This is a genomic window from Prosthecodimorpha staleyi (genome assembly GCF_018729455.1).
Classification (GTDB): Bacteria; Pseudomonadota; Alphaproteobacteria; order Rhizobiales; family Ancalomicrobiaceae; genus Prosthecodimorpha; species Prosthecodimorpha staleyi.
The window spans coordinates 422,505-437,992 of sequence record NZ_JAHHZF010000004.1 but is presented as its reverse complement, the minus strand read 5'-3'; the positions used below and the strand labels follow the sequence as shown (position 1 = coordinate 437,992).

11 protein-coding genes are annotated in these 15,488 nt (G+C 69.2%); 5 read left to right on the top strand and 6 right to left on the bottom strand.

What is annotated here, in order from left to right; genetic code table 11:
* The first annotated feature begins 72 nt into the window (after window positions 1-72).
* Entirely contained in the window at window positions 73-948 is an 876-nt protein-coding gene (locus KL771_RS10430; protein WP_261968471.1) for an SRPBCC domain-containing protein, read from the top strand.
* A 187-nt stretch (window positions 949-1,135) separates the two neighbouring features.
* Here the strand turns inward: KL771_RS10430 and fni are convergent, their stop codons facing one another.
* The 6 genes from fni to KL771_RS10400 form a co-directional block, all read right to left on the bottom strand.
* The gene (fni, locus tag KL771_RS10425; protein WP_261968552.1) at window positions 1,136-2,155 is read right to left on the bottom strand and encodes a type 2 isopentenyl-diphosphate Delta-isomerase; all 1,020 of its coding nucleotides are present in this window, start codon (window positions 2,153-2,155) and stop codon (window positions 1,136-1,138) included.
* A gap of 68 nt (window positions 2,156-2,223) precedes the next feature.
* Window positions 2,224-3,423, bottom strand: a complete 1,200-nt coding sequence (locus KL771_RS10420) for a geranylgeranyl diphosphate reductase (protein WP_261968470.1) — start codon at window positions 3,421-3,423, stop codon at window positions 2,224-2,226.
* A 16-nt stretch (window positions 3,424-3,439) separates the two neighbouring features.
* Window positions 3,440-4,774, bottom strand: a complete 1,335-nt coding sequence (locus tag KL771_RS10415; RefSeq protein ID WP_261968469.1) for a BCD family MFS transporter — start codon at window positions 4,772-4,774, stop codon at window positions 3,440-3,442.
* Window positions 4,771-5,655 (bottom strand): chlorophyll synthase ChlG, encoded by an 885-nt coding sequence (chlG, locus tag KL771_RS10410; protein WP_261968468.1) that lies wholly within the window; start codon window positions 5,653-5,655, stop codon window positions 4,771-4,773. Before chlG ends, KL771_RS10415 begins: the two co-directional genes overlap by 4 nt.
* A 119-nt stretch (window positions 5,656-5,774) precedes the next feature.
* Entirely contained in the window at window positions 5,775-7,202 is a 1,428-nt protein-coding gene (ppsR, locus tag KL771_RS10405; RefSeq protein ID WP_261968467.1) for a transcriptional regulator PpsR, read from the bottom strand.
* A gap of 21 nt (window positions 7,203-7,223) precedes the next feature.
* Window positions 7,224-8,123 carry a cobalamin B12-binding domain-containing protein gene (locus KL771_RS10400; RefSeq protein WP_261968466.1) on the bottom strand — a complete coding sequence of 300 codons (900 nt, stop codon included), beginning with the start codon at window positions 8,121-8,123 and terminating at the stop codon, window positions 7,224-7,226.
* A gap of 236 nt (window positions 8,124-8,359) precedes the next feature.
* On the opposite strand from KL771_RS10400, the gene bchF reads away from it, so the two are divergent.
* Genes bchF through KL771_RS10380 form a run of 4 tightly spaced genes read left to right on the top strand, consistent with a single transcriptional unit; the run spans window position 8,360 to window position 15,479 of the window.
* A complete protein-coding gene (gene bchF, locus KL771_RS10395; protein ID WP_261968465.1) occupies window positions 8,360-8,875 on the top strand; it encodes a 2-vinyl bacteriochlorophyllide hydratase in 516 nt (171 codons plus the stop codon).
* On the top strand, window positions 8,872-10,152 hold the full coding sequence (locus tag KL771_RS10390; RefSeq protein WP_261968464.1) for a ferredoxin:protochlorophyllide reductase (ATP-dependent) subunit N: 1,281 nt from the start codon (window positions 8,872-8,874) through the stop codon (window positions 10,150-10,152). Before bchF ends, KL771_RS10390 begins: the two co-directional genes overlap by 4 nt.
* A 1-nt stretch (window position 10,153) precedes the next feature.
* Window positions 10,154-11,767 (top strand): ferredoxin:protochlorophyllide reductase (ATP-dependent) subunit B, encoded by a 1,614-nt coding sequence (gene bchB, locus KL771_RS10385; RefSeq protein ID WP_261968463.1) that lies wholly within the window; start codon window positions 10,154-10,156, stop codon window positions 11,765-11,767.
* Window positions 11,742-15,479: a magnesium chelatase subunit H gene (locus KL771_RS10380; RefSeq protein WP_261968462.1), complete on the top strand. Its 3,738-nt coding sequence runs from the start codon at window positions 11,742-11,744 to the stop codon at window positions 15,477-15,479. The genes bchB and KL771_RS10380 overlap by 26 nt, the downstream gene beginning before the upstream one ends.
* Window positions 15,480-15,488 lie beyond the last annotated feature (9 nt).

The following is a 15,488-nucleotide window of genomic DNA, read 5'->3' as shown; positions in this document are numbered from 1 at the left end:
GCGCACGGCAGGGAGCACCGGCCGTGGCCGGACGATGCGACGGCGGGACGCCGATGCGGAAGGGGCGAGCCGATGAGCGGCCGCTTCGCCACGCTCTCTTTCGAACGCTCGGTAGCCGCGCCCGTATCGGCACTGTGGGCCGCGTGGACGGCACCGGCTGCGCGGGCGCTGTGGGCAGCGCCTGCGGCATCGGTCACGATCGAATGGCTCGAGGCCGACACCAGGGTGGGCGGTCGCGAGGTTTCGCTGTGCAAGATCACAGGCGAACCCGCCATTCGCTGCGAGGTGCGCTGGCTGGTGCTGCAGGCCGAAGCCCGGAGCGTCAATTCCGAGGCCCTTTCCGTCGACGGCGTCCCCCAATCGGCGGCGCTGGTGACCGCCGATCTTACGCCGGCCGGCGACGGAAGTCGGATCGCCGTGACGGTACAGCTCTCTTCGCTCGCCGAAGATATGGAAGCGGGTTATCGGCAGGGCTTCGGCGCGGGGATGGACAATCTGGCCGACGTGGCGGCGCGAACCATGGTGCTGCGACGGGTCATTCAAGCGCCGCGCGCCGTGGTCTGGGGTGCCTGGATGAACCCCGAGACGCTTCCGCTCTGGTGGGGGCCGGATGGGTTCTCGTGCCGGACCCAGCGGATCGACCTCCGCGCGGGCGGCGAATGGGTCTTCGATATGATCGCGGCGGACGGTACCGTCTATCCGAACCACCACCGTTATGGCGAAGTCCGGCCGCTGGACGGTTTCGCCTATACGCTGCACTGGGGCGAGAACGGACCGAAACATGCCGATGCCTGGGCCTCGTTCGAGGAGCAGGACGGTGCGACCGTGGTGACGCTCGGCATGGTCTTCAACACCGCTGCGGAATTCCGGGAAGCCAAGGGATTCGGCGCGGAGACCCTGGGCCTTCAGACGCTCGGCAAGCTGGCCCGCTTCGTCGGTGCGACTTGACCGCGCGCTGCGTCAAGCGATCGCGCTCCTCGACGATGATCGGTTTGCTCCAGAGCGGTCACGCATCGTGCATCGAACCGCCGCCCGGGCCGCAGCGGTCCGGCCCAGGAGGGGTTGGCCCGGGGGGACCTGATCTGGGCGTGGCGTGAGCGGCGAACCGGCAGGTCCGGTCAGGCCGGGCCGGAGATCAGCAGACGAGCAGGCGGGCCTGGCGCAGGGCCGCTGGGTTCGGCGAGGCGGTGCAGAAACAGGCGGCGCGGAGCTGGTCTTCCATGATGCGAAAATGCGCCATCACAGCCTCCGTGGAGGCGACCGCGCCGTCCAGCACGGCGGCCGCCTGACCGACCAGATCGGCGCCGAGCGCGATCGCCTTGGCGGCATCGAGCCCGGTGCGGACGCCGCCCGATCCGATCACGACCGCACCCGGCACGGCCTCGCGCACCGCGCGGATCGCCATTGCGGTCGGGATGCCCCAGTCCGAGAAGACCGCGGCGACCCGGCGCTGGTGCTCGGTCTCGGCCCGTTCGCCCTCGATCGCCGCCCAGCTGGTGCCGCCGGCACCAGCCACGTCCAGGATGCCGACCCCGGCCTCCGACAGCCGGCGCGCAACGGGGGCAGACAGGCCGCAACCGACCTCCTTCACGACGATCGGCACATCGAGGGCCGTCACCAGGCGTTCGATGGCGGCGAGCGCTCCGCGCCAGCGGCGGTCGCCCTCCGGCTGCAGGATCTCCTGCAGCGGATTGAGATGGATGATCAGCGCGTTGGCATCGATCATCTCGACGGCGCGGCGGGCTTCGTCCAGGCCGTATTCGGCGACGATCTGCGCGCCGCCCAGATTGGCCAGGAGCGGGATGGTCGGCGCGAGGCGACGCAGTTCGCGCGTCACGCCGCCGTCGCCCGAACCCGACAGTGCGACCCGCTGCGAGCCGACCGCCAACGCGAGGCCGAGGGCCTCGGCGGCCTCCGCAAGATGCCGGTTGATGGCGGCCGCGCGCTGCGGGCCGCCGGTCATGGAGCTGATCAGGAACGGCGCCTGCAGCGTCCGGCCGAGGAACGGCGTGGCGAGGTCGATCTCGTCGAAATCGAGTTCGGGCAGGGCGCAATGCTCGAAGGCGATCGCCTCGAAGCCGGTTTCGGCCTGCCGGTAGCGGGCCGTCCGGCCATCGAGCACGATGTCGAGATGCTGGTCCTTGCGGTCCAGGATGCCGCCCTCCGCGCCGCCGGCCAGACGCAGGGCCGCTGGCTTGCCGGACCGGTCGCGGTCCGGGCGGCTCACGGCCGGGTTCCCCAGGGCGTGATCATGCCGAACAGATGGGCGAAGTCCTTCATCATGATGCGCAGATGGGTGCCGAATTCATGGCGCACCAGTTCCTTCTCCAGATAGGAGGACCAGGTCAGCCGCTGCACGTCGGGATCGCGGCAGATGCTGACGAAGCGCTCGCGGCGCTTGTCGGAGCCGTACCAGAAATGCTGCATGATGCGCAGGATCAGGAACACCTTGCCGTGCTGGCGCATGAAGCCCCGGCGCGCCTCGGCGAGCCGGCGCGGATCGTTGCGGGTCAGCGCTGCATCGACCGCCTCGGCGGCGAGCCGGCCGGTCGCCATCGCGTAGTAGATGCCCTCGCCGGAGGCCGGCGCGACCACGCCCGCGGCGTCGCCGGCGACCACGACATCGCGGCCGTTGTCCCAGCATTTCAAGGGCTTCAGCGGCAGCGGCGCGCCTTCATGGCGGATCAGACGGGCCTGGTCGAGGCCCATCCGGCAGCGCAGCCGCGCGATCGTCTCGCGCAAGGGGAAGCCCTTCTGCGCGCTGCCCGTGCCGATGCTGGCCGTGGCGCCATGGGGGAAGATCCAGGCGTAGAAGTCCGGCGAGACGGAATCGCCATAGAGAATGTCGCAGCGCGTGCGGTCGTAGTCGGCCGGCATGACGCCGTCGGTGGCGACGATCTCGTGATAGGCGAAGACCAGCGGCGGCCGGGCCTGCGCGGGCAGCAACTGGCGGGCGACCTGCGAATTGGCGCCGTCGGCGCCGATCACCTGGTGGGCCAATGCCGAGACTTCGCGACCGGCCGCGTCGGCCCAGACGATGCGCAGGCGACCACGCGCGTCGCGCTCGCACCGCTTGAACGTGCCGGTCCGCCGCTCGGCGCCGTCTGCCTCGGCCCGCTCGCGCAGGAATTCGTCGAAGCTCTCGCGGTCGACCATGCCGACCTCGCCGCGTTCGATCGCCATGTCGACGGTCCGCCCGGACGGCGCGACGATGCGCGCGGACCGTGCCTTGGCGACCAGGAGCCGATCAGGGATGTCGAAATCGCGGATCGCCCGCGGCGGGATGGCGCCGCCGCAGGGCTTGATCCGGCCGCCGCGGTCGAGCAGCAGAACGGCCCGGCCGGCGCGCGCCAGATCGGACGCCGCCGTCGCTCCGGCCGGGCCGCCGCCGATCACCACCGTCTCGAAAACATCCTCGGTCATCGGACCCTCCCGGTCGTCATTCCGCGGGCGTGATGCGCTCCCCCGCGCCGAGCGCCGTCTGGTCCGTCGATGGGCGCGCCACGATGGCCAAGGCCAACAGGGCGGACGCCAGGAACATCACGGCCTCGGCCAGAAAGACCGCCTGATAGGCCGTCACGGTGAGCCCGGTCGCCCATCGCACGGCATCGACCGCGACCGTTCCGGCCAGCCCTCCGGCCCCGAAGGCGATCGCCTGCGCGGCGCCCCACAGGCCCATGCGGGTGCCGCGAGACTGCTGCGGTCCGCTGCCGGCGAGATCCATCATCATGCTGATCGCCGCCACCGCGAAAGCGCCGTTGGCGAAGCCGAGCGCGGCGACCAGTGGCCGGATCGGCAGATTCAGCGCCGGGCTCTCGGCAATCGCCGCCAGCGCGGCGGCCGAGGCGACGCAGCCGGCGATCATCATCGCGCCGATGAAGCCCGGACGCCGGCCGGCGAGATGTCCGGCCAGACCGACCGTGACCATGCCGGCCAGGACGCCGCCATTCTGCAGGCCGCCGAGGCGCGTCGTTTCGCCGGGCGTCATTCCGAAGACGATCCCGGCATAGGGCTCCAGGATCAGATCCTGCGCGCTATAGGCCAGCATCGAGGCGAAGATGAAGAGCGTGAACCGGCGCGCGACTGGATCGGCCCAGACTGTCCGCAGCATGGCCGAGAAGCCGCCCTCGCGCTCTGCCCGGTTCGCGGTCGCCCCGGGCACCCGGGCGCGGACCGGTCCTTCAAGCCCGGCGACGGCGAGTACGGAAAGCAGGAAGGCGAGCAGGCCGACCACCGCCGCGACCTCGATCAGCCGCTCCGGCGAATAGGGATCGAGCGCGCGGCCGCCGAGCGCGGCGGTCACGATGAAGCCGGCGATCATCATCACCCAGACGATGGTGGCGGCCGGTGCCCGGCGGTCGTCCCCGACCCGTTCCGCGAGCAGGATCAGTGTGTTGGTCCCGGCGGCGCCGACTCCGAGCCCGATCAACGTGAAGGCCGCGACGGCCAGGACGAGCCCGGCCGCCGGTGTCGTCGCCATCCAGGCGGTCGCGATCGCTGCGAGCAGGCCGCCCGCGGCCAGCACGGCCATCCCGCCGACGATCCAGGGCGTGCGCCGGCCGCCGCGATCGGAGGCGTAGCCCCAGCGCGGGCGCAGCGCCTGACAGGCATGATGGAGGGCGACGAGCAGGCCGGGCACCGCCGCCGGCATGGCATATTCGACCACCATGACGCGGTTGAGGGTCGAGGTGGTCAGCACCAGGATGGCGCCGAGCGCGGTCTGCAGGAGGCCGAGACGGAGGATGCCGAGCCAGCCGAGAGGGTGCGGGGTCATGGGGCCGCTCCATTGAGCGTCGAGATGGCGAAGGCAGCGGCCAGCATGCCGAGCACGTAAAGCGTGGTGCCGGTGGCGTTGTACCAGGGCGCCCGGGCGCGTGGGGAAGCCAGAAGCCGAGCCATCAGGACGATCTGGACGGCAAGCAGGAGGCCGATCAGCGCCGCATGGTACGGCCGGCCCCAGGATATCAGGAGCAGGATCACCACGCCCTGCGGCACCGCCATCACCCAGCAGGCGAAGCGGGCGGCCTGGTCGACCCCGAGCTGGGCCGGCAGCGAGCGGATGCCGGAGCGCAGGTCGCCCTCGACCGACTTGAAATCGTTGAGCGTCATGATGCCGTGCGCGCCGACACTGTAGAGCAGCGCCAGGGTAACGGCCTGCGGGGTCGGCATGGCGGCGGACGCCAAGGCGGCGCCGACGAACCATGGTAGGCCCTCGTAGCAGACCGCAACCGCAGCATTGCCCCACCAGCCGTTCTGCTTCAGCCGGAACGGCGGCGCGCTGTACGACCAGGCGAGCACGAGACCGAATACAGCGGCGGCGAAGATCATCGAGCCGAGTGCGGCCGAAACGACGAGCGACAGGACCGTCCAGGCGAGCGCGATATAGAGCCCCCAGCGGCCCGGAATGCGGCCGGACGGGATCGGCCGGTTCGGTTCGTTGATGGCGTCGACATGCCGGTCGAACCAGTCGTTCGCCGCCTGGCTGGTCGCGCAAACGAGCGGGCCGGTCAGAAGGATGCCGCCGGCAACCAGAACCCAGTGTTCGCCGAGCGGCCGCCCTGCCGAAGCGAGGCCGCAACCGAAAGCCCACATGGGAGCGAACCATGTGATCGGCTTGAGGAGCTCAACGCTTGCCTTGAGGGAAGGGAGGGACATAAGGACATGGTAGACTTGACAGTCATGAGCGTCAAGTCAACCTTACAGTCAGGCGTCGATCCAATGCGACATGATGATGCCCGCCGCAACTTTTCCCTGCCGAATAAAATCGTCTCAGGCTAGTCCTGACTTGAAAGGTCGCCGAGCCCGAAACGATGCAGCTTCGCATAGAGGCTTTGCCGGCTGAGGCCGAGAATCTGGGCGGCAGACGCGCGGTTGTCGTCGGTCAGCTTCAAGGCGGCTTCGATGCACATCTGCTCGATCATGTCGGTGGTCTCGCGGACCAGATCCTTGAGCGGCATGGTTCCGATCAAATGGGACAGGTTCTCGACCGTCGACTGGACGCCGGCCTCGCGGACCAGCGGCAGGGCCGAGCGACGGCGCACCGGCCGGATCAGCATGCCGACGCAGGGTTCGTCGACATCCTGAACATAGACTGCCGTCACGTCGACCTCTTCGCGGGCGCCGAGCTCGCCTCGGATGAGGGTGGCGAAATCGCGCAGCGAGCCATAGTCGCGCAGGTTGGTGGCGATCAACGAGTAGTCGATGCCCGGCCGTCCGAGCCAACGCTCCAGATGGGCACCGCGCGCTAGGTCGGCGGATGCGAGCTGGCAGAGGTCCACGAAGGCGTTGTTGACCTCGAGAATTTCGCCGTCGAGTTTGAAAGCCACAAAGGCGTCCGGAAGACGTTTCAGGACTTCAAGCGCCGTCGACGGGAAATCCGTCTCGCCTTCCGGCGTATTCGTCACGGAAAGCCGCATCAGCAGGAATTGGCGGTTATCCTGCCGGTATTGCGACACCGCCATGATGATTTCCCGCCCGGAATCGGCGAGGCGCAGCGATTGGTCCTGCAGTTTTCCCATCGACCGGGCGATGGTCATGGCGCTCTGAAGACCGCTCGCCGAGGTCGGTTCGAACAAGTCCCGAACGGACTTGTCAACCAGACGTGACGGTGCCACGCCGAGGAAACGGGCGGCCGCCGGGTTGGCTTCGGTGATCCGACCATTCTCGGCGTCGATGACCAGCACCGGCTCGCTCGCCATATGGAAGAGCAGGCGGTAGCGCGATTCCGCGTTGCGGAGCCGCGCATAGTCGGCCTCCATCTCGCGCTGGATGTCGATGACGCGCTGCTGCAGGCGGGCTTCGGTGGCGAGATCCCGGCCGAACAGCACGACATCCCCGTCCGCTGAAAGGCGAACCGCGGTGAAATTTAACGGGATGCTGCTGCCCGACGGGATCACGACATTCACTTCACGCCAGCGCGTGCGGGCGTCAAAGGTGGCATCGCGCAACAGCGCCGCTGCCTTGCTGCGACTGTCGATATTGACGATGTCGTGCAGCGTCTTGCCAATCCAGGATTCAAGGTCAAGCGGATAGTAATCTTCGTTGCCGAGGGCGATATCCTGGACGACACCTTTGCCGTCGATGATCAGACTGACATCGGACGAGGCGGCGAACAGTGCGGCTGCATGGCGCGCGTCGACGGCCGAGAACCAGGATTCGGGCGATTTGAACCGCTGCAGCGACTTCAAGGCGGTCGTATCCATGACGGTGTCAGCCTTCTCGCCTCAGGATCTGTCCGAGATGTACGCTTCCTCTGACATATAGCTGTGTATGTGGCTGATCGCCTGACTTCCGTCAATGGCGGTGAAATCCGCCCCCACCGCTTTCACCATGTCGGGGTTGTCGACGAAATAACGACCGCCGACCATGATCACGGTGCTATTCGCCTCGGGGAGGCTACGTAGTTCCGCGATCAATCCCTTCATTTCTTCAAAGCGCTCGTCCGTGGAAAGCGACAGCCCGATGGCGCGGGCGGGGAGACTTTTCATTGATGCGATGATGTCCTCCCGTGTGCATCCAGGCAGGCATTCCACGTCCCAGCCGTCACGCCGGAAGAACTCCTCAAGCATCAACAGGCCAAAGACATGTTGTTCCGACGGAACCGTCGCCAGAATGATGCGCCCGCCGGGCCTGAAACGATCGGCCGCGGCAGACATCGAGTTGGCGAGATTCCGCATCAGGCGCTGAAGACGGCTCAGTGCCATGGTGACTTCGGTGAAAGACAGTTCGTCCTCGCTCCAGCCATGTCCGAGCCAACGGGCCGTCGGCGCGAGCAGGTCCAGAAATACAGATTCGAGTGGTAGGCCACTGGCCAGCAGTTGATAGATAAAATTGAGCGCCGCGTCGTCGTGGCGCTTCAAAACAATGCGCGCAAGTGTCTCAGGTGTCGAAGCATCAAAGTCGACGGCCTCAACGTCGTTCGCCGTGTGACGCAAGTCGCTCCGGTAGGTCAAGAGCAGCCGCGGAATGATGCCGCTTTCTATGGTCCGGGCCAGATGCATCCAGCGATCCGGGGAACCAACACGGTCGTCGTTGCAGCGTACATGACCTTCGCGCGGTCGCGGCCTCGCCGCTGGCGCTTCGAAACAACCCGTGTCAACGGACGCCAGGTCAACATCGACCATTGGTGTCCTCCCATGGATCCCGACTTTTCAATGGCGCGGGAATGACCACTAGGGCACACCCGTCCAGTCATCCTGTCAAGGTGGGGAATCGCAGGCGTCGCTGCAGGTGACAAAAAAACATGACAGTCTCACTGTCAGATGAGCGATCGAGTGTCATTTTAAAAAAACGTCAAACCAGATTGACACTCGTGCCCCCTCGGTCCTAGCCTTCATAAAACGGCTAGGGAGGCCGCGTGATGAACCGGCAGCCGAAGCAGGGACAGACAGGTGGGGGGCTCTACAGCGCGGCGGAACGCGTCCGCCGGGACGCCTCGCCCTGGACGCTGGTGCAGGGCATCCTGGCGCCGGTCCAGTTCGCCGTCTTCCTCGTCAGCCTCGGCCTGGTGCTGCGCTTCCTGGCCACCGGCGAGGGCTATGCCGCCGCAACCGCCTCGATCGTGCTGAAGACCCTCGTGCTCTACACGATCATGGTCACCGGGGCGATCTGGGAGAAGGACGTGTTCGGCCGCTACCTGTTCGCGCCGGCCTTCTTCTGGGAGGACGCGGTCAGCATGGTGGTGATCGCGCTGCACACCGCCTATCTGGCCGCCCTGTGGACCGGCACGCTTGATGCCGCCGCCCAGATGGGCCTCGCGCTCGCCGCCTACGCCACCTATGTGGTCAATGCCGCGCAATTCCTCTGGAAGCTGCGCATGGCCCGCCTGCAGGCGTCCGCCGCACAGACCGAGACCCTGCTGGAGGTGCGGACATGACGGCGCAACCGCTTCTCGCCCCCCGTTCCGCCTGCGATCTGCCGGTCCTGCGCCAGCGCGGCCAGCGCGAGGTGTTCTGCGGCCTGACCGGTATCGTCTGGCTGCACCGCAAGATGCGCGACGCCTTCTTCCTGGTCGTCGGCTCGCGCACCTGCGCCCATCTGCTCCAGTCCGCCGCCGGCGTGATGATCTTCGCCGAGCCGCGCTTCGCCACCGCCGTGATCGACGAGCGCGACCTCGCCGGGATGGCCGATCTGCATGACGAACTCGACCGCGTCGTCGGCCGGCTGATCGACCGGCGCCCGGACATCCGGACGCTGTTCCTGGTCGGCTCCTGCCCGTCGGAAGTGATCAAGCTCGACCTGTCCAAGGCGGCCGCGCGGCTCTCGCTCGGCTTCGGCAACCGGCCCCGGGTCCTGTCCTATTCGGGCAGCGGCATCGAGACCACCTTCACCGAGGGCGAGGACGCCTGCCTGGCCGCGCTGGTGCCGGATCTGCCGGCCGAGAGCCGCGATGCGGAGGCCTCGCTGCTGGTGGTCGGCACGCTCGCCGACGTGGTCGAGGACCAGTTCCGCCGCCTCTTCGCCGATCTCGGCATCGGCCGCGTCGCCTTCCTGCCCGGCCGCCATCGCGAGGATCTCCCCGCCGTCGGCCCGGCGACCCGCATGCTGCTGGCGCAGCCCTATCTCGCCGAGACCGCCCGGCGGCTTGAGGATCGCGGCGCCCGCCGGCTCGCCGCGCCGTTCCCGCTCGGCGCGGAAGGCACCACCGACTGGCTCTGGGCCGCCGCGACCGCCTTCGGCGTCCCGGCCGAGCGCTTCGAGACGGTCATCCGTCCGGCGCGCCAGCGCGCCCGCGCCGCCGTCGCGCGCCACCGGGCCGCGCTGGAAAACCGCCGCATCTTCTTCTTTCCGGACTCGCAGCTCGAGATCCCGCTCGCCCGGATGCTCAGTTGCGAACTCGGCATGATCCCGGTCGAGGTCGGCACGCCCTACCTGCACCGCGCCCATCTGGAGCCGGATCTGTCGCGCCTGTCGCCCGATCTCGTCCTGTCCGAGGGGCAGGACGTGGAGGCCCAGCTCGACCGCTGCCGCGCGGCCAAGCCCGACCTGGTGGTGTGCGGCCTCGGCCTCGCCAATCCGCTGGAGGCGGAGGGGTTTACGACCAAATGGTCGATCGAGACCGTCTTCACGCCGATCCAGGGCTACGAGCAGGCCGGCGATCTCGCCGAGCTGTTCGCCCGCCCGCTGGACCGCCGCAACCGGCTGGAGGTGTGACATGCAGCTCACGGTCTGGACCTATGAGGGACCGCCCCATGTCGGGGCCATGCGGGTCGCCACCGTGCTGACCGATGTCCACTACGTGCTGCATGCGCCGCAGGGCGACACCTATGCGGATCTGCTGTTCACGATGATCGAGCGGCGCGGCGCCCGCCCGCCGGTCACCTACACCACCTTCCAGGCGCGCGACCTCGGCGGCGATACCGCGGAGCTTTTCAAGCAGTCCGTCCGCGAGGCCTGCGAGCGGTTCAGGCCTGCGGCCGTCCTGGTCGGGGCCTCCTGCACGGCCGAACTGATCCAGGATGATCCGGGCGGGCTCGCCCGGGCGCTCGGCCTCGGCATCCCGGTGATCCCGCTGGAGCTGCCGGCCTATCAGCGCAAGGAGAACTGGGGCGCGTCGGAGACCTTCTATCATCTCGTCCGCGCGCTGGCCGGCCCGTCCGCGCCGCCGCCCGGCACGCCGCGCCCGGCCCGTCCGGCCGACCGTCGGCCCCGCTGCAACCTGCTCGGGCCGACCGCGCTCGGGTTCCGCCATCGCGACGACGTGGTCGAGGTGACCCGCCTGCTCGCCTCGATGGGCGTCGACGTGTCCGTGGTCGCCCCGCTCGGCGCCTCCGCGGCCGATGTCGCCCGCCTGGGCGAGGCCGATTTCAACGTCGTGCTCTATCCGGAGACCGGCCGCCAGGCCGCGACCTGGCTGGCGCGCAGCTTCTGTCAGCCGATGGTCGATGTGGTGCCGATCGGCGTCGGCGCGACGCGCGACTTCATCGCCGCCGTCGCCGCCGTGGCTGGGGTCGACCCGGCGCCGGCGCTGGCCGCCGAAACGGCGCGCAGCCCGTGGTACGCGCGCTCCGTCGACAGCACCTACCTGACCGGCAAGCGCGTCTTCGTCTTCGGCGATGCGACCCACGCCGTCGCGGCTGCTCGCGTCGCCCGCGACGAACTCGGCTTCACGGTGGTCGGCCTCGGCACCTACCAGCGCGAATTCGCCCGCGAGGTGCGCACGGCCGCCGCCCTCTACGGCCTGGAGGCGCTGATCACCGACGACTATCTCGAAGTCGAGGCGAGCATCGCCGGCCTGCATCCGGAACTCGTGCTCGGCACGCAGATGGAACGCCACATCGCCAAGCGGCTCGGCGTGCCCTGCGCGGTCATCTCCGCGCCGGTCCATGTCCAGGACTTCCCGGCGCGCTACTCCCCGCAGATGGGTTTCGAAGGCGCCAACGTGCTGTTCGACAGCTGGGTCCATCCGCTGATGATGGGCCTCGAGGAGCATCTCCTCGGCATGTTCCGGGACGATCCGGAATTCGCCGATGGCGCCGCGCCCTCGCATCTCGCCTCGGTGGCGCCGATCGCCGCCGCGCCCGCCGAGCCGATCCTCGCGCCGGTCGCAGCATCCCCCGTGCCCGTGCCCGCGCCGGTACCCGTGACGGGCCCGGTCGCCGCTACGGGACCGGACTGGACCGCAGAGGCGGAGCGCGAGCTGCGCAAGATCCCCTTCTTCGTTCGGGGGAAAGCACGCCGGAACACGGAAATCTTCGCCCGCGACAAGGGTTGCGCGTCGATCACGGTGGAGACACTTTACGATGCCAAGGCACATTTCGGTCGCTGACCCGACGCCTGTGCGCGTCGTCATCGTAACGCTCGACCACCACCTCTCCAGCGTGGTCGACCGCGCTGCCCTTCGGCTCGCCGCCGAACTGCCCGGCCTCGTGCTCGACCTGCACGCCGCGGCCGACTGGGAGGGCGACCCGGCGTCGCTCGACGCCGCCCGCGCCGCCGTCGCCAAGGCCGACATCGTCATCGCCAGCATGCTGTTCATGGAAGACCACGCCCGCGCCATCCTGCCGGCGCTGCAGGCGCGCCGGGATGCGTGCGACGCCATGGTGATCTGCATGTCGGCCGCGGAGGTGACGCGCCTGACCCGGATCGGCGGCTTCGACATGTCGGCTCCGAAGGGCGCGGCCATGTCCTTCCTGAACAAGCTGCGCCCGAAATCCTCGCAGACGCGCGGCGGCGCCGGCCAGGGCCAGCTCAAGATGCTGCGCCGGATCCCGCAGTTCCTGCGCTTCATCCCCGGCACGGCCCAGGATGTGCGCGCCTATTTCATGGCGCTGCAATACTGGCTCGCCGGGTCCGAGGACAACATCGCCAATCTCGTGCGGATGATGGTCGAGCGCTATGCCGCTGGCCCGCGCGCCGGCCTGCGCCGCGCCGTCAAGGCCGGCGCGCCGGTCGAGTATCCGGATGTCGGCCTCTACCATCCGCGCCTGCGCGGTCGCATCGGCGCGGAAGTGACCGCGCTGCCGCGTCCGGCCGGGCCGGTTGTCGGCACCGTCGGCGTGCTGGTGATGCGCTCCTATGTGCTCGCTGGCAATACCGGCCACTATGACGGCGTCATCGCGGCGCTGGAGGCGCGCGGCCTCACCGTCGTGCCGGCCTTCGCGCACGGCCTCGATGCCCGGCCGGCAATCGAGCGCTTCTTCGTCGCCCCCGGCCCGGGCGGCAAGCCGCGGCCGATCGTCGATGCGGTCGTGTCCCTGACCGGCTTCTCGCTGGTCGGCGGCCCGGCCTACAACGACGCCAAGGCGGCGGAAGAGGTTCTGGCAGGGCTGGACGTGCCCTATGTGGCGGCCCAGCCGCTGGAGTTCCAGACGGTCGAACAGTGGCGGGAGTCGCCGCGTGGCCTGCATCCGGTGGAATCGACCATCATGGTGGCGATCCCGGAGCTCGACGGCGCGGTGGTGCCGATGGTGTTCGGCGGCCGCTCCTCCACGTCGGCCCCCGGGGCAGCGCGCGACATGACGGCCGATCCCGAGCGCGCCGCCATGCTGGCCGCCCGGGTCGCGCGCCTGGTCGCCCTGCGCCGGACGCCGGCCGCGGAGCGGACGCTCGCGATCGTGCTGTTCAACTTCCCGCCCAATGCCGGTGCGACCGGAACGGCCGCCTATCTGTCCGTCTTCCCCTCGCTCTTCAACACGCTCAAGGCCCTGGCGGCGGAAGGCTACCGCGTCGACCTTCCGGCCGACGCCGAGGCGCTGCGCTCTGCCATCCTCTACGGCAATGCCGCCTTCGCCGGCACGGCCGCCAACGTCCATTGCCGCATCCCGACCGACGACCATGTCCGCCGCGAGCGCCATCTGCGCGAGATCGAGGCGCAATGGGGCCCGGCGCCGGGACGCCAGCAGGCGGACGGACGCGGCATCCAGGTCCTGGGCGCGCGTTTCGGCAACATCTTCGTCGGCGTCCAGCCGGGCTTCGGCTACGAAGGCGATCCGATGCGGCTGCTGTTCGAGCGCGGCTTCGCCCCGACGCATGCCTTCTCGGCCTTCTACCGCTGGATCCGCGAGGATCTCGCCGCCCACGCCGTGCTGCATTTCGGAACCCACGGCGCGCTCGAATTCATGCCCGGCAAGCAGACCGGCCTGTCCGGTGCCTGTTGGCCCGACCGGCTGATCGGCGACCTGCCGAACATCTACCTCTATGCCGCCAACAACCCGTCGGAAGGCCTGATCGCCAAGCGCCGCGGCTCCGCGACCCTGGTCAGCTACCTGACCCCCTCGATCACCCGGGCCGGCCTCTATCGCGGCCTCATCGACCTGAAGGCGGCCATCGCCCATTGGCGGGCGCGTGACGGCGAAGCGGGTGCCGCGGATGCGGCCGATACGGCCGAGCTGATCCAGGCCCTCTCCGCCGCCGTCGACCTGCGCCCGGCCGAACCGGCCTGGACGCTGGAGGCCGCGGACGCGGAGATCGCCACCCTCGCCCGCGAGGTCTACGAACTCGAGAACACGCTCGTCCCGCACGGCCTGCATGTGGTCGGCAGCCCGCCGGCGACGGCGGCCCGGGCCGACATGCTGATCTCGATCGCGGAGGCGAGCCATGGCCGCCGGCTGGAGCCGCGCCTCGCCACCGATCTCGCCGAGGGCATCCCGGCCGCTGATCTGGTCCATGCCTTCCCGGCCGAGGAGCGCGCCGCGGTTCGCCCGATCCTGGAGGAACTGGCCCGCACCGCCGACCTGCTGGCGCGCGACGCCGAACTTCCGGCCCTGATGCGCGCCCTCGACGGCCGCTTCATCCGTCCGGCCCCCGGCGGCGACCTGCTGCGCACCCCGGCCATCCTGCCGACCGGGCGCAACGTGCACGGCTTCGATCCGTTCCGCATTCCGTCGAGCGTGGCGATCAAGGACGGCACCCGGCAAGCCGCCCGGCTGATCGCCCGGCATGTCGCTGACGGTCATCCGTTCCCGGAATCGGTCGCTCTGGTGCTGTGGGGCACCGACAATCTGAAGAGCGAGGGCGGCCCGATCGCCCAGGCGCTCGCCCTGATGGGCGCGCGGCCGCGGTTTGACGGCTACGGCCGGGTCAGCGGCGCCGAGCTGGTGCCGCTCGCCGATCTGCGCCGGCCGCGGGTCGACGTGGTCATCACCCTGTCGGGCATCTTCCGCGATCTGCTGCCGATGCAGGTGCGGCTGCTGGCCGAGGCCTCCTACCTCGCCGCCGCGGCCGAAGAGCCGGTCGAGGAGAATTTCGTCCGCAAGCATGCGCTCAGCGTCGCCGGCGCCAAGGGCTGTTCGCTGGAAGACGCCGCATTGCGCGTCTTCTGCAATGCGGATGGCGCCTATGGGGCGAACGTCAATCATCTGATCGAGAGTTCGGCCTGGGATCAGGACGGCGAACTGGCCGAGACCTTCACGCGCCGCAAGGGTTTCGCCTACGGACGGGACGGCCGTGCGATGCGCCGGCCGGAGCTCTTCGCCAGCGCGCTGGCGTCGGTCGAGATCGCCTATCAGAATCTTGAGAGCGTCGAACTCGGGGTCACCACCCTCGACCAGTATGTCGACACGCTTGGCGGCATAGCGGCAGCATCGCGCCGGGCAGGGGGCACAGCGCCCGCGGTCTATATCGGCGATCAGACCCGCGGCGAGGATCGTGTCCGCAGCCTGGCCGAGCAGGTCGCGCTGGAGACGCGGACGCGGCTTCTCAACCCGAAATGGTTCGAGGCCATGCTGGAGCATGGCTACGAGGGCGTGCGCCAGATCGAGGCGCATGTGACCACCACTTTCGGCTGGTCGGCGACCACGCAGGCGGTGGCGCCCTGGGTCTACCAGCGGGTGTCCGAAACTTTCGTGCTCGATCCGGCCATGCGGGCGCGGCTCGCGGAGCTCAATCCGACCGCGGCGGCCCGTGTCGCCAGCCGGCTCATCGAGGCGAGCGATCGCCAATTCTGGTCACCCGACGCGGCGACGCTGGATGCGTTGCGGCAGGCCGGGGAGGAACTCGAGGACAGGCTCGAGGGCGTGTCCGTCGAGGCCGCGGCTTAAGGAGACGAA